This window comes from Chryseobacterium antibioticum (assembly GCF_012927325.1).
In the GTDB taxonomy this organism is placed as follows: domain Bacteria; phylum Bacteroidota; class Bacteroidia; order Flavobacteriales; family Weeksellaceae; genus Chryseobacterium; species Chryseobacterium antibioticum.
This window is the reverse complement of the sequence record NZ_JABBGI010000014.1, coordinates 91,036-109,553: the sequence shown is the minus strand read 5'-3', so window position 1 is coordinate 109,553 and position 18,518 is coordinate 91,036. Positions and strand designations below refer to the sequence as shown.

General features: G+C 32.4%; 15 protein-coding genes. All 15 read right to left on the bottom strand.

Annotated features, from left to right (window positions below; translation table 11 throughout):
* Position 1: 1 nt before the first annotated feature.
* Entirely contained in the window at positions 2-1,234 is a 1,233-nt protein-coding gene (locus tag HHL23_RS12465) for a restriction endonuclease subunit S (RefSeq protein WP_169235131.1), read from the bottom strand.
* Complete coding sequence (locus HHL23_RS12460) at positions 1,228-3,669, bottom strand: type I restriction-modification system subunit M (protein ID WP_169235130.1); 2,442 nt, start codon at positions 3,667-3,669, stop codon at positions 1,228-1,230. The genes HHL23_RS12465 and HHL23_RS12460 overlap by 7 nt, the downstream gene beginning before the upstream one ends.
* Before the next feature lie 130 nt (positions 3,670-3,799).
* Positions 3,800-5,644: a hypothetical protein gene (locus HHL23_RS12455; RefSeq protein ID WP_169235129.1), complete on the bottom strand. Its 1,845-nt coding sequence runs from the start codon at positions 5,642-5,644 to the stop codon at positions 3,800-3,802.
* An 80-nt stretch (positions 5,645-5,724) separates the two neighbouring features.
* Positions 5,725-6,780, bottom strand: coding sequence for a hypothetical protein (locus HHL23_RS12450; protein ID WP_169235128.1), 1,056 nt, complete (start codon positions 6,778-6,780; stop codon positions 5,725-5,727).
* A 296-nt stretch (positions 6,781-7,076) separates the two neighbouring features.
* Positions 7,077-8,399, bottom strand: a complete 1,323-nt coding sequence (locus HHL23_RS12445) for a phage terminase large subunit (RefSeq protein WP_194306303.1) — start codon at positions 8,397-8,399, stop codon at positions 7,077-7,079.
* Complete coding sequence (locus HHL23_RS12440; RefSeq protein ID WP_228464739.1) at positions 8,399-8,767, bottom strand: hypothetical protein; 369 nt, start codon at positions 8,765-8,767, stop codon at positions 8,399-8,401. The genes HHL23_RS12445 and HHL23_RS12440 overlap by 1 nt, the downstream gene beginning before the upstream one ends.
* Positions 8,768-8,850: 83 nt before the next feature.
* Entirely contained in the window at positions 8,851-9,618 is a 768-nt protein-coding gene (locus HHL23_RS12435) for a hypothetical protein (RefSeq protein ID WP_169235127.1), read from the bottom strand.
* Between the two features lie 9 nt (positions 9,619-9,627).
* Positions 9,628-9,918 (bottom strand): helix-turn-helix transcriptional regulator, encoded by a 291-nt coding sequence (locus HHL23_RS12430; RefSeq protein ID WP_169235126.1) that lies wholly within the window; start codon positions 9,916-9,918, stop codon positions 9,628-9,630.
* A gap of 103 nt (positions 9,919-10,021) precedes the next feature.
* Entirely contained in the window at positions 10,022-10,777 is a 756-nt protein-coding gene (locus HHL23_RS12425) for a hypothetical protein (protein ID WP_169235125.1), read from the bottom strand.
* 4 nt (positions 10,778-10,781) lie between these two features.
* A complete protein-coding gene (locus HHL23_RS12420) occupies positions 10,782-11,912 on the bottom strand; it encodes a site-specific integrase (protein WP_169235124.1) in 1,131 nt (376 codons plus the stop codon).
* Positions 11,913-12,072: 160 nt separating this feature from the next.
* Positions 12,073-13,458 (bottom strand): tRNA uridine-5-carboxymethylaminomethyl(34) synthesis GTPase MnmE, encoded by a 1,386-nt coding sequence (mnmE, locus tag HHL23_RS12415; RefSeq protein WP_169235123.1) that lies wholly within the window; start codon positions 13,456-13,458, stop codon positions 12,073-12,075.
* Positions 13,459-13,699: 241 nt separating this feature from the next.
* On the bottom strand, positions 13,700-14,278 hold the full coding sequence (locus HHL23_RS12410; RefSeq protein WP_169235122.1) for an NAD(P)H-dependent oxidoreductase: 579 nt from the start codon (positions 14,276-14,278) through the stop codon (positions 13,700-13,702).
* Positions 14,275-15,300 carry a saccharopine dehydrogenase family protein gene (locus HHL23_RS12405; RefSeq protein ID WP_169235121.1) on the bottom strand — a complete coding sequence of 342 codons (1,026 nt, stop codon included), beginning with the start codon at positions 15,298-15,300 and terminating at the stop codon, positions 14,275-14,277. The genes HHL23_RS12410 and HHL23_RS12405 overlap by 4 nt, the downstream gene beginning before the upstream one ends.
* Positions 15,301-15,401: 101 nt before the next feature.
* The gene (locus HHL23_RS12400; protein WP_169235120.1) at positions 15,402-15,968 is read right to left on the bottom strand and encodes a Crp/Fnr family transcriptional regulator; all 567 of its coding nucleotides are present in this window, start codon (positions 15,966-15,968) and stop codon (positions 15,402-15,404) included.
* 477 nt (positions 15,969-16,445) lie between these two features.
* Positions 16,446-18,215, bottom strand: a complete 1,770-nt coding sequence (locus HHL23_RS12395) for an aminopeptidase P family protein (RefSeq protein ID WP_169235119.1) — start codon at positions 18,213-18,215, stop codon at positions 16,446-16,448.
* Between the last annotated feature and the right edge of the window lie 303 nt (positions 18,216-18,518).

Sequence of the window (18,518 nt, the reverse complement as noted above, 5' to 3'; positions counted from 1 at the left end):
TTTAGATCAGTCTAATTCTTCCTGTAAGTAATTCCTGCATTAAGCCTTGCTTTATTTGGTTAGCTTTGACAAGCTTTCCTTTTAGGGCTTCTATTTCAGTATCCATGTCAGAAAGAATTTTCGCAATGTATGTTTGCTCGTCTTTTTTGGGAAACAAAATATCAAAATCTTTAATTGCTTGAGCATTTAGATTTTTTTGAGTTCCTTCTCCTACATATTTTAAAATATCTTCTCTTATACTTGTTAAATAATAGTAAAGGTATTCTAAGTCATACTCTTTTTTAAAAATTATATTCAATACAGCTTGTGATGTTGCTAATTCAATTTTATTAATTGATACTAAACCTACAGAAGCATACATTGAGTAAATTATGGAATCAACAGGGACTAACCAAGAGGCGGAATTATCTAAGCCTTTTTGTGATATGTAATTACTTGTAGAATTCAAATATTTACCTTGTTCAGTCATATCTGAAATTGAAAGAAAAGGTATTTCTCCATTATAATACTCGCGAATTGAGGATAAGGGGGTTCCTCCGCTTTTTATTAAAGTTACCATCTCACCTAATTTCCTCACTTCCCAATTTTCTTTAGGAATAAGCAATTTTTGCATTACGCTTTGTTTGATAAGCTGTTTCTTGAAGATAAGCTTTTCTAAACTTTCTATCCAAATATTAGTATCACTTAATACTTTTGATATGGCTAGTTGTTCAGAAAGCGGTGGAATTGGAATTTGAAACTTTTTAAATGTAGTTGTAGCTTGAGCAATTGCGGGCACTCCTGTATGACCTTTACTCTCTAAAATAATATTCTGTCCTTTATCTGAATGAAAAAATAAAACAACAAATTCATATAAGACCATTTTATTTGTAGAAAATCTAAATTGACTTTGAGAAATGACATATTCTTCAAAACTTGAATCTTCAGGTATATAAGCCATTTGTCCTATCGTTCCTCGATGAGTAACAATAATATCTCCTCTTTTTGCTACGGCTTTCTTTAAACTTTTAGCTTTTTCTACTGTGACAAAATTTGAATATCTTTCTTTTAGCTTTATTCCACTTATATTATATCCATTTAATACTGGAACTCCTTTATTAACAAAATTTGAAACCTTAATATCTGATCCAAAAGGTCCCATAGAAATTTCCGAAATGATCTCCAGCATCTCCTTCACCTCCCAATCTTGAGGAATAAGACCAATATCTGTCTGTATAAATTTTGTCTTTACCATTGCCACCCCATTTTTTGTAAATGTAACTTTACTCTGGTTTCATATTCCTTTAAAGTTGTTTCTGCTTCAGGTAAAGTAACTTTATAACGTTCTACCAACTCCATAATTCTCCCAGTAAGTGTTTGGCTCATTCTTTCTTTTTCTTCGTGAAGACAACTTTCCAAATGTTTTATCCATTTTTTATTTATAACCAAGTCTTTGATTTGATTTTCTGACAATTTTGGATACATTTCTATAACTAATTTTTCAATAGTTTCCTTCTGTATTTTAATCAGCTTTGTAAAACTTGATATAGCTTCATTAAGATTAATATAATTTTCAATAACATCTATTTCTTCTTTCGGAGCTTTCTCACTTTTTCGCTGTTTCAAAAGTCCTTTTACAGAGGTAAGATTTACTTTTTCCAAATCACTGAAAATACCGTTTTCTACTTCTGTTTCCTCCTTTATTTCCTCTAATTCTGCTTTAGCATTTTCAATTTGTTCCTCAAAATCAATAACAGCTTCCCATTCTTTAGCAAAAAATTCTTGAATCAATAATTCTGGTGTTATCATTCGTCCTATGATACCTTCCAACCCATCTATAGCCTTATCCTTTGCAATTTTTCCATCTTTCCCTTTTTTTCCTTTAATAATTTCCCTTTCCCATTCTATACCAGCTTCCCAGCCATCAATAGCAATAGTATAAAAGTCATCCTGCATAACTTCTTCCCAATAAAGCATTAAATACTGATACATATTGTAGGGGTCAATTAATGCATCTTTCTTAAAGGTTTTTAGAATAGAATCTCCTAAGTCAACTATCTCTTTTTTCGGATGTATACCTTTGTCTAATTGTTCAAAATAACTTTTTTTGTCTTTTATCCAATTATCAAACGTTTTTTGTAATTGATTTCTATAAGATAAAAATTGAGGATGATTAAATATTGTGTTTTTTACCTCATCATTAGATACTTTTAAATTATAGTAGCCAGCTCTTTGTACCTCAAACAAACTGTTTTTTAAATCTGGAAAAATATTCCAATATTTCTCTAACGATTTCACATCCCTTTCAGGAATACCTCCAAATAAATGAGCCTCAATATCTTGAATATCGCCTTCCTCTTGTGAATCTATATATCGTGGAATATTAAGATTATAGTCATTTTTATCATTGGCAATTTCGTCTAGTGATATTATTCTACTATATTTTGGAATCTCAATGAAATTATTAAATATCTTTGTTATTTTACGAATATCTTTTTCTTGCAATCGGTTTTTATTACCGTCTTTCACAAAATCTTTACTAGCATCCAACATAAAGATACCTTTACGTTTATCAGCATCTTCTTTGTCTAAAACAATGATACAAGCAGGTATACCAGTTCCATAAAACAAATTAGGAGGCAATCCAATAATTCCTTTTATATATCCTTTTTTTATAATATTTTTTCGAATTTCACCTTCAGAATTCCCTCTAAATAAGACTCCATGAGGCAATACTACCGCAGCTTTTCCATTTGAACGCATTGACTTTATAATATGCAATAAAAAAGCATAGTCACCATTCTTGTCAGGAGGAATTCCCAATTCAAAACGACCATATTCATCATTACTTATACTAATACCATTACTCCAGTTTTTCAATGAAAATGGAGGGTTTGCCACAATATAATCATAAGTTCTCAGACCCGTTTCTTCTTCATTTTTCCACTTAGGTCTTGAAAGTGTATTGTCTGCTGCAATTTCCGCTGAAGGATTACCGTGTAGAATCATATTCATACGAGCGAGATTGGCTGTTGCAATTTCTTTTTCCTGTCCGTAAAGTGTAATATTTTTTTCCGCTTCTTCCGCTACTTTCAGCAATAAAGAACCCGATCCGCATGTGGGATCATAGGCTGATGTCTGTGCAGTAGAGTTACTACTATTTATTCCTATAATTTTTGCTAAAATACGACTTACTTCTGCCGGAGTATAAAATTGTCCTTTAGATTTACCTGATTCAGTTGCAAAATGCCGCATTAAATATTCATAAGCATCTCCTAACAAATCATCATCATTTGCTTTATTACCAGAGAAATCTAAATCAGGAGAATTAAAAATGAGAATAAGATTGCCAACAGTATCAATTAAATCTTTTCCTTTTCCCAATTTTCCTTCATCATTAAAATCTGGAAAGTCGTTTAACCCGTTGGCTTCTTTAATTGGATAAAGAATCTTTTTATTAATATCATCCCCAATATTTGATTTTCCAACCAAATCTACCATATCATCAAAAGAAGCTCCTTCCGGAACTTTTATGGCTGAAAATTTTTTTCCTTTATATTTATCGGATATATACTTCACAAATAAAAGTGTAAGTACATAGTCTTTATATTGAGAGGCATCCATACCTCCTCTTAATTCATCACAACTTTTCCATAGAGAGTTGTATAACTCTGATTTTTTTATTGCCATTGATTTTAAGCTATACAAATAAATCTTTTTCTAAAAAGATTTATATATAAATTAACATGCTAAGGTAATTCAAAAATAAAAAAAAGCTACTATTGAATTTATTGTTAATAAATTATATTATAATTTATTATTATTTTAAAAACTCTCTATATTCTCTAAGCATATATTTAATCATATTTTTTATAGATGCTTTAGTATCTTCATTTGTCGTATTCTTCATTGCATTAGAATAAATATTGATAAAATGCCATAATCTAGCTTGAATTCGGTTTTTGCCATCATTTTTTTTTATATTTTTTGGAAATTTACTAATATTTAATCCCCAAAATATGTAAATATTTAAGTCTTTATCTTCACAGCCAACATTAATGTTACTATGAAAAGATTCTAAAAGATTCATTTCATCATCAATTATATTGGAGTAAAAGTTTTCAGAAAAATTTTTAGCATAATCAGTATTTATTTCCCATAGTGTTCCAATGTAATTTCTCGTTCCACAATCAATAAAGCTATCTTTAATGTTAGTATTAGACCAACAAGTATTATTAAAAACTAGCATTGGTGAATGAAAATTAGCCATTATATCAAATATTGCTTGATAATTAAAATATTTACATGAAATTGCGGAAGAATTAGGAACAGAGTCTATGGGATCTCTTTGAGCCTTTTTTTCCAGATCATTTACATAGTTCATCATATCAACAAAAACTTCATGAGCATAATTTAGTGCCTTTAATTCTTTACTTTTCCACAGTAAACCATCAAATTTTAAAAAAATATTTTTAATAATAACTTTTACCAATTCTTCTTCTTTTCCTGGCATTATACTGGGAACTTCATAATATTCTACTTCATGCTCATCGCCAAAGCGATCAAGAAACTTACCTTTACAATAATATCCTTTAACTTCTCCTCCATGACTGCAAAAATGTAAAATATTGAATGGAAATGTTTGTACAGTGTAATCAATATTAGATGCTGTAGCATTTTCACCAATTAGATTAAATTGAAAGTAATTTTCTTCTTCAAATTTTTTCACTAGCACGTTAACCTCTTCTTCGTCATCATTAAAATGTTGAGGTGAGAATATTACTGATGTACAAAATTTATGATGATTCTCATAATACAAGTTATTAAAAACTAAAAAGTCAGGGCTTAAGTTTAAATGTACTTGTGATATAGGTATTATATTATTTAGAATTAAAGAATAGGGATATCCTTCAGTAAAAAAAACAGCTAAATCGAATTCATAAAAATTAATGTAATCTATATTTTTATAAGCAATTGCATGTAACTGATTATAAGCATTAATATTTCCGTTTTTCCAATCAAAAATTAAATTTTGAAGTCCTTTTTTATTAAAATCTAATTTGGGTAATATGATAACTTGAAATCCTGCTGAAATACCATAATTAATACCAATTAAAGAGTTTACAAATCCTGTTTCCTCTACAAATAGTAAATCTTTTTTTGAATAATCTATATTTATTTCAAAGTTATTATCTGAAAATCTATCGTATTCTAAGATTGCTTTATTTTGCAACGCATGATTATAACTATTTAATAAATTATTATCGTTGAATTTGACTTTTCCTGTATTGGTAGTAAAAGGTGAAAGTAGAAAATCTACATCATCCATCTCATTTATTTCAATAACATTAAAATCATCTAGAAAATTCAAATAAGATATCTGTTCTTTTGTTAAGCCTATAAGTAAAACATTTTCAATTCCTTCAAGAAGTTTTATAGTATTTCTTAGTATTATATTAAATTTTCTACCTCTATTTCTTGAAATGTGATGTATGTCCAAATCATCAACATCTTTATCATTATCTGCTGTTGTTAAATTATCGAATTCAAAAACCAATGGGTATTTACCGTTGAATATATAACTTAGGGATACACTCACTAAAGCTGTTGATTTTGTATTTACAATACATAAAAAGGTTTGATCTATAAGAGGAATATTTGACATGGTTTACAAGTTTAGCTAAATATAATAAAAACTTTGACACCAGATCACAACTCATTAAAATCATTCAACTAAAATGCTTACTATTCAGAAATCTCTAATACTTCACAATCATAACTAACTTTAGCCGTGACAATTCCAATATTATATGCTCCAAAAGCATTTTTAGCTCTATATTGCATAATCACTGTTACATAGTCATTCATCATCTTAAAACTTGTATCAATATGTTCAAAGCTTTTAGGATCTAATAAATTAGGTTTAATAGTACGTACCAGTTTAGTACACGAACCATCCCAACCACTGATACAATTTTTTTTCCAATTCATTTTTTTCTCTTGCAGTTCTTGTAAATACTTTTCCTCCTCTTCTTTTTTCTGTATCTCAGCAAGCCCTTTTTCCTTCTTTTCCCTTCGGACTTTGATGAGGTTCAGCTCAGCATATTGTGAAAGATCAAAATTCATGTCGGATATCTCCTGAACATTATTTTTATCATTCTCAAACATGGCTACTGTTTTTACCACCTCATTTTTTTTGGTTACGGTAAAGACAATAAAATAATTTTTTAACTGTCCGAAATTTTTTATCGGTTTTAAATATTGTTTCGTAGAAAATGATTCATATTTATTATTATTTAGAAATAGTCTATAAGTTATAGAGCCATCATTTAAAGTATCTAAAGGCTGATATTGCACTGAATTTTTTTCTGAATAATTTAAGATCTTTTGATCCGTATTTCCTAAATCAAAGGTATTTTCCCACTCTTGCAGTAGTTGTAAATTTTTAAACATAGGCTTATTCTTATTGGCTTTAACATACTTCTGTATTGCTTTTTTATTTTCTAGAGATTCAGATTTCATTCCCTTAATACTGGAAATTAAGACTCCTAAGAATAGGATAACCATTGTAAAAATTAATCTAATTACAAATTCTCTCCATATATTAACTTTCTCTTTTAATTTGTTTGAGATCGGAGGAATTAGTAAAAAGCCTGCGATAATTATAAGAAAACCGCCAACATATGAGGCGTTAAAAAAAACTACTAATCCAATGAAGGAAAAGAATAGTCCAAAAATCCATTTAAAAATATTCAAGACAATACGCTTAGTGCTGAGAGGTGAATTTAAGTTTTGATTCATATAGATAATATTTGAGTTATAGTAAATTAAGAAAGGTGCTTACTAACTTCATTCTCTACTCAGGTCACTGGTATAACCCACAAAAGCAATGAAGCAGAAGCACCCAACCGGGAGCTTTTGCAAATCATTCGCTTTTGTTCTATTTTAATATTACCAGTATTCGAGTAGAAAAAACGAATTGCAAATCGCAATATCTATATGTTATTTACACCTTGTATGTATTCGTATAGTTTTGTTTTTAATGTTATTATTGCAAATATAGAAATTTCAGGAATAACTCTAAAGTTACTTTAAAGCTAATATCCCGCAGAAGGTAATATAGGGATATTAGGGATTCCCCTATAATATCTTACCCAATTAGCGTATGCCAAGCTATCAGCTAAATCTGGACTTTTGCCGAGCAATTTTTTAATAGCCTCCTTACTGATAACCTTTAATGATTTATCAGAGTATATCTCATACTTTACAGCCTGTAATTCTAATTTTAGAACTTCATTGCTGAGGTTTCCGATATTTCCGTTTATAAAGTCTTCTCGAAGTTGCCAATAAATCTGAGAGCGTAAGTTATGAGGCTTAAAAGTTTCCTCACCAAAAATTTCTTCAGGCTTATTTCCCCCTAAAATTTCAATGATATAATAACTTTGTTGTCTTAATCCGTCAATCACTCCAGCACCTAATCCAACACCATCAACTCCCACATGATTGGAATCAATTCCATAATCATTAATCAATTGGATTGTTCTTGTTGTTACTTCGGTAATGGAGGTTTGTGGGTAACTTTCTATCAATTCAATATTTCCATTTTTTAAAACTGTAAAAACGGTTCTGTCATCTCCATAACGGGCAACATCGACCCCCATTGATATAAACTCAGTTCCATTAATACAATCTGTACTTTTTATAATGGTTTCACTTGGAATAAGTTGATTAATTGTATCGGTTAAGCTCCAATCAGCATAAAGATATTTTCTGAGTAAATTAGGGTTGTCTTTAAAGGCATCTTTTAAATTCTGAACATATTCACTGTCCTCATCATAGTTATCCGTTGTCAAACTTTGTATGTAAACCTCATCGGCATTGGATGACTGAATAAAAGTAGGTATTAACCAACATGCTTCAGGATTGGATGTCAATCTGCCTTCATATCTTGGTTTTTCACAATTGGGTAAAATCCAACGTAGTCGTGTTTTGAGTACATTATAAACCTCAGAGCTTACCTCATTCGCTTCGTCAATCCCGAACCAGCCTATCTCTAATCCTTTTATTTTCTGCAAAAGTGGATCTTTAGCTATATTAGCATCAATAAAAGTTAAAACAGAACCATTCACAAATGTTACTTCCAAACTAGTTTGATTGAAATTTTTAATAATTTCTTTCGGACAAATAGATAAAAAAGTAACTAGTGTTGTACGTTTTAATACGGATAGTTCTTTTCTAACTATAACCAATCTATTCCCCTCATATTTCATTGCATTTTTTACAGCTTCTGCACAAAGCCACCAACTTTTTCCTCCTCCCATTGCTCCACCAAACAATAGATATTTAGCACGGCATTTATGTGCTAAAATTTGTTTCGGTTTTGGTTCGTAATACTTAGCAAAATTTATTCTGATTTTCATTAGTCTGGTATATTAGAGATGAATTCTATATTTCCCGAATGTTCTATTTGAATTTTATACAATCCCTGAAGATTTGCTATTTCTTTATTAATTGAACTTGCAAGTCTATAGTCTCTGTTGTCTATGGCTGACTGATAAAGCGTCTCATAGCGCCTTACGGCTTTGGCATAATCGTATTCAATATTTTTCTGGATTTCTGATTGTATCAATTTTCGAGCTTGAGCAATATATTTATCAATTTGTCTTTCTCCTACATTCCAATTCTCAGAACTATAATGAATTATCTCATTCCTACTTTTTGCCTTGATTAACATCTCGGACACTTCATTAATCCTCTGTCTAACAGTGTGTTTTGATGATTTTTGCATTTTAGTTCGGTTTTGTCTGGATTGCTTATATTTGACGAAGAGCTTACATATCTCATAATAATTAATAATCCCATTAATTACCTTTAGATTTTTTCCCTAAGCTTAAAGTGTTTTCTCATGGTTGAAAATCCAATTTGTATTAAATCTGGTGCTACTATTTTAAGATATTTTCTTCCTTGTCTATATCTACCAGCGATCTCTTTATTTTGATACTGATGAACGTAGTAATTGTTTCTTGTAATCTTCTCGCCATCATTATTAATCAGAGTATAGAATTGTCTTTTAACAGTAATAAAACCAGCTTTTTCGGTTCGCTTTTTATAATTATTGGCTGTTGAATTACTAACTCCTAAACATTTTGCCAAATAACTTACAGGCAATTCAGAATATCCTTTTGGATAAGAATTACGATTCATATTGGAGTCTCCCATTTTCGACCCCGATCGTCTTTTTTTATCTATAAAGCGTTTCTTTTGTATATAGTATATAATTACAGCTGCACAACAAAAGTCAGTGAAGCCTAAAAAATCGTCTGGTTCATAACGTACAGCTGATAGAGATTGAAATTTTAATTTTTTAAAAAGTTTAGCATAACCGATTATTTTCAGCGATTGTTTCTTGCCATTTACAGTTATCCATTTATTTTTAATTAACCAATTGATACAATTTCTAATTGTTTTCTTATTTAACCTTAAATCTATAGCCCATTCCTGATATAATGAGGTATCATGAGATATGTGACCGTTTGCAATATGTTTGAGATATATAAAAACTAATAGATGATTGCTTTTTCTATTTATCAAAGCATAACGGCACAATTCTACAGGTATGGTAGTATAGACAGGTTTCATGCTGAAGAATTATTTATTTACTAAATAATTAATTGCTTCACTTTCCAATTCTTCGTTGGTAGCTTGTCTATTTCTTAATAACCACTTTTCAATTTCGGATTTATTGAAAAATACATTTTTACCATTAGGCTTCGAGTGTGGAATTTCGTTTTTAGAAGTCAGCTTATAAAGATAAAGTTTAGAAAGCCCAGTAAATTGGGCTACCTCATCTATATTTAAAACAATTTTATTTTGTAAGGTTTGAGTAATTAGAAGTTGCTCAATTTTTTCAAGACGTTTGTCTATTGTCATTGTCTCCATATTGCTTGATTTTGAAATTATGAATACAAATATCAAAACATAGTGCAATTAAAAGAATAACTAATACCTTATTATATCTTACAAATAAGATTTATAATGTTGATTATAAATCTTTTATTATTTTTTCTAATTCTATTCTATACTCAGAATACACATTAGAATTTGATAAATTGGAATGTGTAAAATTCAGATTAGAATTTTCTGATTTAAAACAATTGGTTAAAATTTTTGGAATATTTTCTTTGATTCCTTCAATTAATTTATATTCTTCTAAAATATTAATAAAATCAGAAATCGACTTTTTATTAGTCATTTTATTTCTGCCAATTTTCATCCAAATAATTTTATTTTCAATACTATTTAAATCTCTATTAGCAAAAATATTTATAAAAATATCTAATGATGTATTGCTACTTATAAATTCTTTTTTTAGAAGTTGAGAATAAAGCTTTTCTAAATTAAATCTATCACTAATCCAATTAAAAGATTTTAGATGATTTGTTTGTTTTTTTGAATTGTCATCTAATAATTTTTGAAATTTTTGAAGATAAATCCTTGCATATTTAATAATGTCCTCGTCTGTAATTTCAATAGTTTTTTTTTGTCTCCTGATAGGTAAATTATCAAAATACCAAATAGCAAAATCTTTATTTTTAGGAATGATTCTTAATTTATCTTTTAAAATATTTTCAACTCTAAATATTTCCTTATCAAATAATTTCTCTATTCTTTCTTCCATTCTGAGAATATAAGTTTCTGCATTTATTAAATCCTCATTTGACCATTCTAAATTTAGCATTCCTTGTTCTAATAAGTTATTTGAATAAGATCCTAATCTTAATTTTTTATTCTCTCTCATTATGCTAAAATTTAAATTTTGGAATAGTATTTACTGCTTCGATTTTCTTTTTATCAATTACTTTAGCATATATTTGGGTTGTGCGAATTTCGCTATGTCCCAACAATTTTGAAACGGTAAATAAATCAGTTCCTAAAGTTAATTGTAGAGTAGCATAAGTATGTCTTCCACAATGGAATGTAATATGTTTTGAAATTCCAGCCTTAAGACACCATTGTAGTAGTGCTGTATTCATATAAGCCGAATAACGCAGACCTGCAAAAACTCTATCTTCTATATTCTGCATTTCCCCCATCAATTCCCTTGCTTGCTCATTGATATAATGATATTGTAAACCTTTTGTTTTTTGTTGACGAAAATTTATTTTCCAATTATCTCCTTCTTTCTGCATCTGTTTCCATTCTAAGTTATGAATATCCGACCAACGCAGACCTGTAAGACAAGAGAATAAAAATGCTCTTTTTAACACATTGTATCTGCATTCGGTTTTAAACAAAGCTTGAACCTCTTCTAAGGTTAAAAATTCACGTTCATTTTCAACAGGTTTAGGTATAGAAACTTTGTGAGAAGGATTCATTAAAATAATTCCATCATCGACAGCTTGATTAAGAGCTGCCCTCATCTTAAGAAAGTATGAGCTTACAGAATTACCTGATAGAGGCTGGTCTGATTTCGTTTTAGCCGTTTTCTGTAAGTAATTTTTGAAACCCTCACAGTAAGCAACATCTACATGATCAAATGAAATATTTTCCCCAGCATATTTTTTTAAATGCTTCAAAACACTATCCCAATTTCCATAGTTTCCCACGCTCTCCATACGTTCTTCTGTGAGCTTAGCAAAATAATCAATAAAATTGGCTTTTATCTTAGTTTCGGACTTGAATCCATATTTATTATTCAGATATTCTTTCTCCTTTTCAGCACGGATAATTTCTACTTTTTTTTCAACCTCTTTATTATGGGTTTTTTGTTGAGGTGTTTTAGGATTTATATAAAGGAAGTATTCTAGTTTTGTAGTAACTCTTTTTGGCTTTGAGTTTCCGTTTTCGTTTACGGAATATCCCAAATAGACTTCCAGTGCCAAATTATATTTGTCTCCCGCTGAATTTGAGCGCTTTCTGATATGGACTTTCATTTTGCTATAATTTGCTACAAATATATAAATAAACGCAAATATGTAGCAAAATATTTTATTTTTCAGCAAAAAAAATAAAAACAAAGGAAAGGAATAAATATTTTAACAAATTGATTATTAGTTATTTATTATATATTTCTTATATGTTTTTTTAACAACTTTACTTTCCGATACAAAACTTAGAAAAAATATTCCCCAGTACCTCATCATTCGTCACTTCACCTGAAATTTCACCAAGATGCTCTAAAGCATTTCTCAGTTCATAGGCCAGCAGTTCTGTAGAGATCTGGAAAGAAATAGCTTCTTTAACTTTATGAGTAGCATCCAAGGATTTGCGAAGGGCTTCAAAGTGTCTTTGGTTCGTAATGACTACGTTATTTTCCTGAGACTTTAACTGCTCAACGAAAGAAGACAATTCATTTTTCAGATCCTGTATATTTTGGTTTTCTACCGCTGAAATTCTGATGAAATCAAAATCCTGGGCTATTTCGTTTCTGAAAATATCTTCTATGGCCTCATATTTCGGAGGCAGGACTTCATCAATTTTTGTAGCACAGATAATCAGTTTCAGATCGTCTCTCTGCAGAGATTTTATCATTTCAATATCTTCGGAATAATCTTCTGTAGCCGCATCTGCAAGATATACCAGGATATTGGCATTTTCTACCTTCTCTTTGGCTTTTTTCACACCGATTGCTTCAATTTCATCCACGGTATCACGCAGTCCTGCTGTATCGATCAAACGGAATGCATGACCTTTAATATGTAAGATCTCTTCAATCGTATCCCTTGTGGTTCCGGCAATATTACTAACGATTGCTCTTTCCTCTTTCAACAAAGCATTTAATAGCGTTGATTTTCCTGCATTAGGCTTTCCGATGATGGCAACCGCGGTTCCGTTTTTAATGGCATTTCCATATTGGAAACTATCGATAAGAGAGTCTAATTTTAATTCAATTTTATCCAACAACCCGTTAAGCGCTGATCGGTCTGCAAACTCTACATCTTCCTCAGCAAAATCCAGTTCAAGTTCGATCAGAGAGACAAAATTTAGAAGATCCGTTCTTAAGATCGATATTTCATTGGTGATTCCCCCTTTCAGTTGGTTGATGGCTACTTTTCGGGAAGCTTCATTTTCAGAGGCAATGACGTCTGCGATAGCTTCCGCTTGTGAAAGGTCTATCCTCCCGTTGATGAATGCACGAAGGGTAAATTCGCCCGCTTTTGCCATTCTTGCCCCGTTTTGAGTCAGGGTTTCCAGAATACGTTTTCCGATATGCGGCGAACCGTGAAAAGCGATTTCTACAGAGTTTTCTGTAGTAAAACTTTTCGGAGCCAGGAAAATAGAAAGCATAACCTCATCAATGGCTTCTTCCCCATCCATAAAATAACCGTAATGAATGGTATGAGACTTCTGCTTTTCCAGATTTTTACCCGGAAAGCTTTTCTGGACAACCTTTAAAGCATCGTCTCCTGAAACTCTGATGATCCCTAAAGCTCCTACTCCATTGGCCGTAGCCAGTGCGCAAATCGTATCCTTATTCATGCTGCAAATTTACGGTTTTTCATGCTAATTTCTGACAGCGTCTTTTATACAGATTGTCTATGGCTTTAATTGGAGCTTTTGGGATTTTTATCCATTGACGTTTAGGATTCAGATCTGTGACTATTTGTGCTAAAGATTAATGCATTCGTGTTTAACAATCTGTATGATCAGTAAAATCTATGCGAGGCAAAAACACACTTCGAAATAAGATTGCTTCGTCACTTCGTTCCTCGCAATGAGTTTACAGTTGTCTTCTTGCGAGTTCTCTCACTTTTTGAAGCCATTTCACCCGCTGTATATCCGTAGAATTTCTTATAACCCCGATATAAGTTACTTTTACTGGTGTTACCCCGCAAAATTCCAGCGTTGATTTTTTCAATTGATTCACACTCGGTCTTCCATAGAAAAGTCGGTAGTACCATCCCGGCTGATCTAGTGTTGTGATGATATGTCCTGTTTTTCCTTTCAGCAACTTATCCCACCAAACAGAATTTTCTCTGTATTGGTAGGCAAATCCAGGAAGAAATAACCTGTCGATAAAACCTTTCATCAAAGCAGGTATACCACCCCACCACACCGGATGAATCCATACCAGATGATCTGCCCATTGTATGATTTCCCAGACTTTCAGCAGATCCGGTTCCAGTTCCATTCTTTTCTGATATCCGAAATGAAGAATAGGATCAAAGTTCAGTTCAGCAATTGTAATCACTTTCACTTCTGCCCCAGAATTTCCTGCTCCTTCTTTATAAGCTTCTGCAATTCCAAAATTGAATGAATCTTTATTCGGGTGCCCGTTGATAATGGCTATTTTTTTCATGATACAGATTGTATATTGATGGTTTCATAGGCTTTAAGCTTTTCCAGCAGTGAGGATGGCTGATGCAGCTGATGACTGAAATAGATATTATTTTCATGAAAATCCTTAAGCAGTTCTTCTGTATGCAGCACCGCAGAAAGTGCCGTTAATTCCGCCTGTCCCTTTGTACTCCGCAGACTTAGCTTATTCACTTCACCATTACTCTTGACAACGATTTCAAATACACTTTGATCCCCCTTTCCACTCGATCCGAAAATCATTCTTCTTTCTTTTAATGATAAAATATTAAAAATTCTTACTTTTTGAAATGCCCCTAAAAGCCAGGTGATAAACTTTGAATTGTAAGTCATTTTAACACTGACATTGGGTACCTTTTCAATCTGATTCAGAATGTATAAGTCCGGTACATCAAAGTTATAGGCTTCTCTGGTACCGATTCCAAAAGAAAAATTAAAATTTTCGGAATCTAAAAAATGCTTTATTGGGATCTGTCTGTTATTTTCATACCTGATAAACGGCTTTGCTACATTTTCAGCCATAAAATGGGCAGAACTTTCGCCAGCAAGGTCTTTCACAGAATAATAGACAAAAAGTTTCACTTCCTGAATATCTGCAGTGTTATTTGAAAGTGTTTTCACAAGCCCGTTGACGATCCCTCCCATCCATCCGGAACTGAATACAATCCGGCTCTGAACATTTCGGTTTTTAGCAATAGCATACGCTTTGACAAGGTCGGGAGTTGGCTTGGTGATATCCAGATAATCTATTTTATTTTCGATCGCAAACCGAAGAACGTGATCTTCTTTATCATTGACTGAAAGAATGATCATATCTATTTTGTTTTCCTGAATGACGCGAAAAGTACCCGGATTTGTTACATCAATTTTCAGATCATTTCCTATATTTCCTCCTTTTCTCCCGCCAACGAAAACATTGATGTGGGGGTTTCTTGATTTTAAAATTCTGATAATCGTTTTTCCTACCAGACCGTTTCCTCCAATGACTAGAATATTATGCTTCATATATTTTTTTTACAAAATTATAAAGCTGCGTATCCCGGCTATAGGACAAATGTCCAAAAAACTACGACTACCTGATTATCCTTTTTGATCAGATTTTTTCTTTATATCTTCATTTCCTTTCTGATTCTGCTAAGATGCCTTTGCGTAATTCCCAGGTAAGAAGCGAGATATTGCAGCGGAATCTTCTGAATATAATCCGGCTGATTGCCGAGGAGATATTCATAACGCTGGCCTGCACTGTCTCTCTGAAGCTGAAAGAACCTCTTTTCAAGCTCAAGATATTCCTGTTCAGCAATCATTTTTAAAAATCTGGTCCAGTTGAGATCATCTTTTGCAATATGATCTATCACTTCTTTTTTTAAAACCATAAGATGGGCATCGGTAATAGCCTGCATGTTTTCTCTGCTGGGAGAATCTGAAATAAATGACGAATAGCTGGCCATCAGCTGATTGGGAAACCTGAAGCAGTAGGTCATATCTTTTCCCTCATCTGAAATATAATAGGAACGAAAAATTCCGGATACTATAAATGCTATTTCCCTGCATCTATCGCCCTCATGTAGAAAAAAATCATTTTTATGTACTTTTCTGACTTCAAAAAGCTGTAGGAAATCTTTGATCTCATTGTCTGAGAATACATTAAAGCTGCGGAAAAAATCTTCTACCATATTTTCAAATTATAATTCAGGAAGGTTATGAGACCTTCTACGATATGTTCATGGCGAAATTAAACAAATCAGAGAGCATTTCAAAAATTAAATATACCGACCCGTTCAAAAGATCTTGATGCTAAGTTTTGGAAAAAAATAAAACCATTTCATGACGAAATGGTCTTACTGCTTTGAATTTACTAAATGTATGAAGATATGAATGATGTCTTGTTACTGATGCAAAGATAGATCACCCGGTATCTATTTTTATCAGGGGAATCCCTACAATTATATCCGTGAAAATACGGTTGCATCAATAAAAAAGCCCCGCAGAGAATTCTGCAGGGCTTCAAGAATTTATCTAACAATTATTAATGTTCAATATATAAAATTCAATGGTTAAGGATAAGGATAATATTGAAATTCAATACTTTGAATACCAAAAAATTGACCATTCACTATTCACCATTACCTATTATTCACATTTCATCATTATTAAAGCGGGCTCACCAATTCCAGGAACCATTCTTTAACGTCTCCTTCAAGATAAGGACCTATTTTTTCTTCACATGTTCTGTGATAATCATTCAGCCATGTAATTTCTTCTTTTGAAAGAATTTCTTTCACGATGGTATCTTTAAAGAACGGACAGAATGTAAGAGTCTCAAATTCATAGAACGTGCCGTGAATTGTTTTTTCTGCTTCTTTTACAGCAATCAGGTTTTCGTGTCGGATTCCGTATGCTCCTTCCAGGTAATATCCGGGCTCATTGGAACAAACCATTCCCGGAAGAAGATCCTGAGGGTTCAGATCCTTTCTGATATTCTGAGGCCCTTCATGTACATTCATGAAACTTCCAACTCCATGGCCGGTTCCGTGATTGAAATCTTTCCCTTCCATCCAAAGCGGAAGTCTTGCAATGGCATCAATGTGAACTCCTTTCGTTCCTTTCGGGAATTTCACCATCGATAAACGGATCAATCCCTGAAGTACTAACGTAGAGTTTCTTTTGAACTCTTCAGAAACCGTTCCTAAGGAAAGTGTTCTTGTAATATCGGTAGTTCCTTCCAGATACTGCCCTCCTGAATCTACCAGGATGGTTGCATCATTCGTTACGTCTTTGCTTCCCTCGCTTTTTGCAGAATAATGCATGATCGCACCATTATCTTTATACCCAACAATGCTGCCGAAACTTTCTCCTACGAAGTTTTCTCCTTCTGCACGGAAACCTCTCAGTTTTTCACCGATAGAATATTCATTCATGGTTTCTTTTCCTGCATTATGAGTCAGCCAGTAAAGGAATTTCACCATCGCTACACCGTCTCTTACCATCACTGTTCGGAATCCTTCCAGTTCGGTTTCGTTTTTCTGGGCTTTCATCAGATTACCCGGAACCGGAGCTTTTATAAACTTGTTGTCTGCTTTTAAAGATTCAAAAATCATCTGGTTGCTGTTTGGAGAAACCAATACGTTTTCATTTTTAAATGCTTTCAGATAGTTGTAAAACTCTTCATAAGGCATCATTTTCACAAAGGAATTATCCATCTGCTTTCTAGCCCCTACTTCCAGTTTTTCAAGGTCAGTGAATAATACTGCATCATTTTTCGTAATGACGATATATCCTAAAAATACAGGATTGCTTTGCACATCACTTCCTCTTAAGTTGGAGGTCCAGGCTACATCATCCAGACTTGAAATAATATGAACGGTAGCTCCCTGGTCTTCCATTTTCTGACGGATCGCTCCCAGTTTATCTGTAACTGATTTTCCTGCTCTCTCTACGGGATGAACAAAGATTGGATTTTTTGAAGGCGTTCCTCTGTCTTTCCAGATCTCTTTCAATAGAGGAAGATCTGTTAAGCTTATATTTTTTGACTGCAATTTTTGTGAAAGCAGTTCCCAATTGGCATTTGAAGTGGCAACCGAATTAACAGCTACTTTTCCGTTGGCAGGAGTTTCAGAAATAATCCAGTCTATATAATTGGGAGTTCCTTCCATACCGTCTTTGAAAAGGTCAATTCCGGAATTTTCCAGTTCAATGGCTGCCTGCGTAAAATATCTTCCGTCTGTCCAAAGTCCGGCTTTGTTTCTGGTAATAACCACAAAACCTGCAGAACCTACGAACCCTGACAGCCATGCTCTTTCCTGCCATTCTTCAGGCAGATACTCGCTCATGTGCGGGTCTGCAGAATATACTATAAATGCATCAACATTATTTTTCTGCATTTCTTCACGAAGTGCAACAACTTTTTCCTTTGAAGTCATTCTTTTTCTTTTTTAAACACCGAAAGTTACGAAAAAATTGAGGTTTAAAGGTGAAATCATTCCCGTATTTTCGTTAATGATTTGTTATTTTTTCTTTGTGTATACGCTCAACATGTTAAGCTTTTGTTTGACAGATTTGTCTTAATAATTATCTAAATGGTATAGTATCTCAATTTAGGTTCTCCCTGATTTTGAAGATTGAGCATGTTTTTTGTCTTATTGTACAGCGAGATACTGGGCTCTATAAACAAATCTTTGTCAATGAGAGTCGCCTTATTTTTATGTTGGTATTCGCAAAGGCGC

Excerpts from the sequence above, each read along its gene's own strand:
- HHL23_RS12465 (WP_169235131.1), bottom strand. The coding sequence starts at position 1,234 with ATGGTAAAGACAAAATTTATACAGACAGATATTGGTCTTATTCCTCAA.
- HHL23_RS12460 (WP_169235130.1), bottom strand. The coding sequence starts at position 3,669 with ATGGCAATAAAAAAATCAGAGTTATACAACTCTCTATGGAAAAGTTGT.
- HHL23_RS12455 (WP_169235129.1), bottom strand. The coding sequence starts at position 5,644 with ATGTCAAATATTCCTCTTATAGATCAAACCTTTTTATGTATTGTAAAT.
- HHL23_RS12450 (WP_169235128.1), bottom strand. The coding sequence starts at position 6,780 with ATGAATCAAAACTTAAATTCACCTCTCAGCACTAAGCGTATTGTCTTG.
- HHL23_RS12445 (WP_194306303.1), bottom strand. The coding sequence starts at position 8,399 with ATGAAAATCAGAATAAATTTTGCTAAGTATTACGAACCAAAACCGAAA.
- HHL23_RS12440 (WP_228464739.1), bottom strand. The coding sequence starts at position 8,767 with ATGCAAAAATCATCAAAACACACTGTTAGACAGAGGATTAATGAAGTG.
- HHL23_RS12435 (WP_169235127.1), bottom strand. The coding sequence starts at position 9,618 with ATGAAACCTGTCTATACTACCATACCTGTAGAATTGTGCCGTTATGCT.
- HHL23_RS12430 (WP_169235126.1), bottom strand. The coding sequence starts at position 9,918 with ATGGAGACAATGACAATAGACAAACGTCTTGAAAAAATTGAGCAACTT.
- HHL23_RS12425 (WP_169235125.1), bottom strand. The coding sequence starts at position 10,777 with ATGAGAGAGAATAAAAAATTAAGATTAGGATCTTATTCAAATAACTTA.
- HHL23_RS12420 (WP_169235124.1), bottom strand. The coding sequence starts at position 11,912 with ATGAAAGTCCATATCAGAAAGCGCTCAAATTCAGCGGGAGACAAATAT.
- mnmE (WP_169235123.1), bottom strand. The coding sequence starts at position 13,458 with ATGAATAAGGATACGATTTGCGCACTGGCTACGGCCAATGGAGTAGGA.
- HHL23_RS12410 (WP_169235122.1), bottom strand. The coding sequence starts at position 14,278 with ATGAAAAAAATAGCCATTATCAACGGGCACCCGAATAAAGATTCATTC.
- HHL23_RS12405 (WP_169235121.1), bottom strand. The coding sequence starts at position 15,300 with ATGAAGCATAATATTCTAGTCATTGGAGGAAACGGTCTGGTAGGAAAA.
- HHL23_RS12400 (WP_169235120.1), bottom strand. The coding sequence starts at position 15,968 with ATGGTAGAAGATTTTTTCCGCAGCTTTAATGTATTCTCAGACAATGAG.
- HHL23_RS12395 (WP_169235119.1), bottom strand. The coding sequence starts at position 18,215 with ATGACTTCAAAGGAAAAAGTTGTTGCACTTCGTGAAGAAATGCAGAAA.